The organism is Saccharothrix luteola, from assembly GCF_020859565.1.
Lineage (GTDB): Bacteria > Actinomycetota > Actinomycetes > Mycobacteriales > Pseudonocardiaceae > Actinosynnema > Actinosynnema luteola.
In genome coordinates, this window is the sequence record NZ_JAJHUO010000031.1 from 116,174 (window position 1) to 122,173 (window position 6,000).

Consider the following 6,000-nt stretch of genomic DNA (forward strand, 5'->3'; position numbering starts at 1 on the left):
AACCGCGTGATCCCTCTACCGCCGCGACGCGTAACCCGACTGAGTGCTTCCCCGCTCTTCCGGTCAGTGCCATGGTCGAGGTGGACGACAGGGGGTGACCGTGGGCGGTGGGGTGATCGGCGCACGCGTGAGCCGTGCGGAGGACGTGCGGTTGCTCACGGGGCGGGCGGTGTTCATCGACGACGTGAGGCCGCCCGGTGTGCTGGAGGCGGCGATCCTGCGCAGCCCGCACCCGCATGCCCGGATCGTGCGCATCGACACGACCGCAGCCGCCGCGCACCCCGGTGTGTTCGCCGTCGTCACGGGCGCGGACGTGAAGTCGGTGGTGCGGCGACCGCAGCCGCTGATCTGGCGGCCGGTGCCCGGCGGGCCCGAGACGGTCGCGTATCCGCTCGCGGTCGACAAGGTGCTCTACACCGGGCACGGTCTGGCCGCCGTCGCCGCGGTCGACCGCGCCACGGCCGAGGACGCGCTGGAGCTGATCGACGTCGAGTACGAGCCGTTGCCGGCCGTCACGACGTTGGAGCAGGCGCTGGCGCCGGACGCGCCCCGACTGCACGAGGACTGGCCGGACAACGTGGCGGGCCGCGCCGTGGTAGCACAGGGCGACGTCGAGGCGGCGTTCGCGCGGGCCGACGTGGTGCTGCGGGAGACGTTCCGCTTCGCCCGGCAGTGGGGCGCCTCCCTGGAGACGCGGGGTGTCGTCGCGACGTGGGATCCGTTCACCTCGCACCTGGACGCGTGGGTCAACACCCAGAGCCCGCACCTGATCCGCGAGCTGTTCGCCGAGGTCCTCGGCCTGGCGGTGGACAAGGTGCGGGTGCGCGTGCCCGACATCGGCGGCGGCTTCGGCAACAAGTCCGGCTTCTACGGCGACCAGGTGGTGGCCGCGGTCCTGTCCCGCGTGTCCGGGCGGCCGGTGAAGTTCCTCGAGGACCGGAGGGAGAGCTTCGTCGCCACCGTGCACGCGCGGGAGCAGCGCATCGACGTCGAGGTGGCGGCGCGGGCCGACGGCACGATCACCGGTCTGCGCGGCACCGTGCACGGCGTGCTCGGCGCCAACTTCAGCACCGTCGGCCTCAGCCCGTGCTGGACGACCGCCGCCATCATGACCGGGCCGTACGCCATCCCGGCGGTCGAGCTGAACGTCGTCGGCGTGGTCACGAACAAGCCGCCCTACGGCGCGTACCGGGGGTACGGGCTGCCCAAGGCGAACTTCGTGCACGAGCACATGGTGGAAGCGCTGGCCCGACGCCTCGGCCTCGACCCGCACGACGTGCGGCGGCGCAACTTCGTGACCGATTTCCCGTACCAGAGCCCGGTGTTCGTCTACGACAGCGGTCGGTACGCCGAGTGCCTGGATCTTTGCCGCGACGCCGTGCGCCGTGCCGGGTGGGCCGACCGGGTGGCCCGTGCGCGTGCCGAGGGTGCGCACATGGGCATCGGCTACGCCTTCCACAACGAGGTGTCCGCGTTCGCGCCGTCGCGGATCGTCAACATGTCGGGGCTGGACCACTCCGGGTTCGACGAGGCCGCGGTGCGGATCGACTCGACCGGGCGCGTGACCGTCCACACCGGACAGACGTCGATGGGTCAGGGCATCCACACGGCGCTGGCGCAGGTCGCGGCGCACGCGCTGGACGTGCCGCTGGACCACGTCACGGTGGTCTCCGGTGACACCGACTCCGCTCCGTACACCGGGTACGGCACCGCGGCCAGCCGTGCCGCCGCGGTCGGTGGCGCGGCCGTGCTCAACGCCGCCACCCGACTGCGGGCCAAGGTGCTGCGCATCGCCGCCCACGTCTTCGAGGCCTCGCCGGACGACCTGGAGATCAGTGAAGGCGTGGTATCGGTCAAGGGCGTGCCTGGGCGCGGCGTGACCTTGGCCGCCATCGGTGACGCGGCCTACCGGCGACCGCACGGCGTGCTGCCCGACGACGAAGAACCGACGCTGCACGAGCGCGAGGTGTACGACCCCGTCAACGTCGCCACGGCGTTCGGCTGCACGGCCGTGCTGGCCTCCGTCGACGTGGAGACCGGCGTCGTGGAACTCCTCGGCTACCTCATCGCGCACGACTGCGGCACGGTGATCAATCCGATGATCGTGGAGGGGCAGCTCCAGGGCGGCGCGGCGCAGGCCATCGGCGGCGCGCTGTACGAGCGGTTGGCCTACGGCACATCGGGGGAAGCGCTGACCCGGTCGTTCGCCGAGTACCTGCTGCCGACGGCGGGCGTGGTGCCGCCGTTCGGCATCAGTCACATGGAGACACCCGCCGATCACATCCCCGGCGGTTTCAAGGGAGCAGGGGAGGCCGGGGTGATCGGTGGCGGGGCGGCGATCGCGCACGCCGTGGAGGACGCGACGGCGGAGTTCGGCGTGCGGATCACGTCGCTGCCGATCACACCGCCGGACCTGCTGGCCGCGATCCGGGCGGGAGCCGAGCGGTGAAGGCGGCGAGGTTCGACTACGTCCGCGCGGCCACCGCGGACATGGCGGTGGACGCGCTCGCGCGGGGCGCCGTCGCGTTGGCGGGCGGCCAGAGCCTCATCCCGCTGCTGAACACGCGGTCGCGACGGCCGGAGGTCGTGGTCGACGTGTCCCGGTTGCCGTTGACCGGCGTCGAGCAGGACGGTTCGACGCTCGTGCTCGGGGCGCTGACCCGGCTGCGCGCCGCCGAGACGTCCCCGGTCGTGCGCCGCGCCGTGCCGCTGCTGGCCGAGGCCCTGACGCACGTCGGTCACGTGTCCGTGCGCAACCGCGGCACCGTGGGCGGCAGCGTCGCGCACGCCGACCCGGCGGCCGAACTGCCCGCGGTCTGCCTGGCGCTGGACGCGGTCTTCACGGCCCAGGGTCCCAGTGGCACAAGGGAGGTCGCCGCCCGTGACTTCTTCCGCGGCCCGCACCGCACGGCGTTGGCCTCCGACGAACTGCTCACCGGCATCCGCGTCCCACTGCCACCGCCGACCGCCCGGCACGGCATCGCCGAACTGAGCCGCCGCCCCAACGACCTGGCGATCACGGCGGTCTTCACCTCGGTCACGCTCACCGACCGCGTCGTCGCCGAGGCCCGCATCGCCGTGGCCGGTGCGGCGCCCACCCCGATCCGTGCTCACGCGGCGGAAGAGCTGCTGCGGGGCCAAGCCCTCACACCGGACGTGCTGACCGCGGCGGCGGACGCGGCGGCGGCCGCGACCGACCCCGTCGACGACGTGCACGCCCCTGCCACGTACCGCCGCGACATGACGGCGGTGCTCACCCGCAGGGCGCTGCGGCAGGCGGTGGCCGGGTGAAGATCACCGTCACGGTCAACGGCCACACCCGCACCGCCGACTGCGAACCCCGCCGCACGCTCGCCGACTTCCTGCGCCACGATCTGGGCCTCACCGGTGTGCACGTCGGCTGCGAGCACGGCGCGTGCGGCTCGTGCACGGTCCTGCTGGACGGCGCGACGGCCCGGTCGTGCTGCGTCCTGGCGGTTCAGGCGGAGGGCAGCGAGATCACCACGGTCGAGGGCCTGGCGACCACGTCCCTGACCCCACTGCAGGAGTCGTTCCGCCGCCACCACGCCCTGCAGTGCGGCTTCTGCACACCGGGGATCCTGGCCGTGGCGACGGAACTGCTGCGCGACAACCCCTCACCCACCGAGGCCGAGATCCGCACCGCCATCTCCGGCAACCTCTGCCGCTGCACGGGCTACCACAACATCGTCACCGCCATCGCCGCCGCCCGCGACCAGGGCGACTCGTCGAACGCCGACACACCACCGCCGCCGCCCGGAGCCTGACCACGACCCTTCCCCCAGCCCTGGCGGGCGGCTGACCGAGAGGTCGCTGGACGCCCTGCGGGCGCAGGGCCGGCTGTGGCAGAACCGCTCGTCGGACGGGTCCTGCGGTGAGTGGTGGTTCTGGGGGGTGAATCAGGCGGAGATCGGGGGGATCCCTGATGGCGGGGCGCCGGACCGCGGGCACGCTGGAGGGGTCAGCAGGCATCCGCAGTTCGAGGAGAGTCATGAGCGAATTCACGCCCGAGCATCCCCGTGTCACCGTCGACGCTGTGGTCGACGCCGTTCGCGGGCTGGTCCGTGAGGGCATCAACCGCCGTGTGGTCGTGCGTGACAGCAAGGAGGACGTGGTGCTGGAGGTGCCGGTGGCTCTCGGGTTGGTCGCGGCGCTGGCCGCTCCGGTGGTCACGGCGATCGGCACCGGTGTCGCGCTGGCCGGCAAGTGCGGGATCACGCTCGAGAACCGCCAACAGCCTGGCAGTCAGTCCGTGACAACGGTCGAAAGCGAGCAGGTGTAGTCAGCGGTCGCGGGTTGTCGCGGTAGCGAGGAGGTACGGGCGGGACGCGGTGGGTTGGTGCCGTCGTCAGTGGTGGTGACGGCGCCGCGCTTGATGCTGTGGCTGGAACGTCTGCGAGGGCTGGTGATCTTCCGGGTCAACCGCGCAGCGCGAGGAGGTCGACCTCGCGGACCACGGGCAGCCGTCCGCCCACCAAGTGCAGGGCACGCCCGGCCAGTTCGACCGGCGGGCGCACGGCCTCGGGCAGGAGGACGACGCTTCCGATGGTCCCCGCCTGCACCACGTTCGCATGACCCGGATCCGAGATCAGATCGCTGGTGTCACCGGTTCCGGAGCCCATCGTTCACCCTTCCGCGCCGTCCGGGTGATCATCGCGTGAAAGGCAGGAGCGTTACGAATAACGTCCCGACCGGCGCTGTGGATGCGGTGCGCGCCCCCGCCTCGTCGGTCAGGACCGGGCGCGATGGGCGTTCTCGACGATCGCGTCGATGATGGTCGGCCAGGTGCCGGGCGGGAGGTCGTGCCCCATGTCGGGGACGAGCACGAGCCGCGCACCGCTGATCGCCGCTGCGGTCGCCTCGCCGCCGGAGTGGTGGCACATGCGGTCCGCCGTTCCGTGGATGACGACCGTCGGAGCCGTGACCAGTGCGAGCTGGTCGGTCCGATCGCCCGCCGCGCGCACTGCCCGGTACTGCCGGCGTCGACCTCCGCGGTGGTCGGGGTCGCGGCGGAACGAGAGCGCGGTCGCCCGCCTGATCTCGTCTACGTCCTGCTCGAACCCGGGGGAGCCGATGGTCTCGAACAGCCGCACGCGCCGTTCGATGGCCTGCTGCTCGGTGCGGGCAGGTCGGGAGAACAGGTGGCGGAGCAGGCGTGCGGAGGTGCGTCCCTTGCCGCGGCGACCGGTGGTGGACATGAGCGATGCCAGGCTGAGCACCCGTGAGGGGTGGAGCGCGGCCATGACCTGGGCGATCATTCCGCCCATCGACGCTCCCACCACGTGGGCGCGCTCGACGGCGAGCGCGTCGAGGAGCCCGACGGTGTCGGCGGCCATGTCGGCCAACGTGTACTCGGCTCCGGGCAGGTGGGTCGAGCGGCCGGCGTCGCGGTTGTCGAAGCGGACGACGTGGAAGCCGCGCTCGGCGAGCCGTCGGCAGAACTCGTCGGGCCAGTGCACGAGCTGGAAGCCCAGGCCCATGATCAGCAGCAGCACGGGCTGCCGCTCGTCGCCGAAGGCCTCGTAGCAGAGTTCGACGTCGTTGGCTGGAGCGATTCGTTCCACGGTGCCGGCCGTGTGGTCTTGCATGAATGTTCCGCCGTTCGGGATGGGTGACTGCGGCACTCCACGTCCTCGGGCGCGCTGTGCCACTCGAAGAGTCATCGCTGGTGTTGGGTCTCGGGTGGTAGCTCATAACCTACGAAGGACACTACAACCGCTACCGGCCCGACAAGCCCGCGACCAGTTCGAGCAGGACGCTCACGGCGGTGAGCCAGGTTGTCGCTGACCCCGACAGACAGCACCGGGCGAAGGTCGTCACCGTGGACGTGCAGGGCGTCCGCTCGACCATGACCCAAGGCCTGATCTTCACCCTGTCACCGGCCTGACCCGCACGACTTCGTGGGCGGGGGGGGGGGGGGGGGGGGGGGGCCCCCCCCCCCCCCCCGGGCCAACACCCGCAAGACCCCCGGGGGGGACCAGA

General features: G+C 72.0%; 6 protein-coding genes. 4 read left to right on the top strand and 2 right to left on the bottom strand.

The window, feature by feature from the left end:
- The first annotated feature begins 94 nt into the window (after positions 1–94).
- The 4 genes from LNK82_RS36630 (at position 95) to LNK82_RS36645 (ending at position 4,300) form a co-directional block, all read left to right on the top strand.
- Entirely contained in the window at positions 95–2,449 is a 2,355-nt protein-coding gene (locus LNK82_RS36630) for a xanthine dehydrogenase family protein molybdopterin-binding subunit (protein WP_230571523.1), read from the top strand.
- Positions 2,446–3,291, top strand: coding sequence for an FAD binding domain-containing protein (locus LNK82_RS47970; RefSeq protein ID WP_230571524.1), 846 nt, complete (start codon positions 2,446–2,448; stop codon positions 3,289–3,291). Before LNK82_RS36630 ends, LNK82_RS47970 begins: the two co-directional genes overlap by 4 nt.
- Positions 3,288–3,785, top strand: coding sequence for a (2Fe-2S)-binding protein (locus tag LNK82_RS36640; protein ID WP_230571525.1), 498 nt, complete (start codon positions 3,288–3,290; stop codon positions 3,783–3,785). Before LNK82_RS47970 ends, LNK82_RS36640 begins: the two co-directional genes overlap by 4 nt.
- A gap of 224 nt (positions 3,786–4,009) precedes the next feature.
- A complete protein-coding gene (locus LNK82_RS36645; protein ID WP_230571526.1) occupies positions 4,010–4,300 on the top strand; it encodes a DUF4342 domain-containing protein in 291 nt (96 codons plus the stop codon).
- A gap of 136 nt (positions 4,301–4,436) precedes the next feature.
- Here the strand turns inward: LNK82_RS36645 and LNK82_RS36650 are convergent, their stop codons facing one another.
- A complete protein-coding gene (locus LNK82_RS36650; protein WP_230571527.1) occupies positions 4,437–4,640 on the bottom strand; it encodes a hypothetical protein in 204 nt (67 codons plus the stop codon).
- A 108-nt stretch (positions 4,641–4,748) separates the two neighbouring features.
- Complete coding sequence (locus LNK82_RS36655) at positions 4,749–5,582, bottom strand: alpha/beta fold hydrolase (protein WP_230571528.1); 834 nt, start codon at positions 5,580–5,582, stop codon at positions 4,749–4,751.
- Positions 5,583–6,000 lie beyond the last annotated feature (418 nt).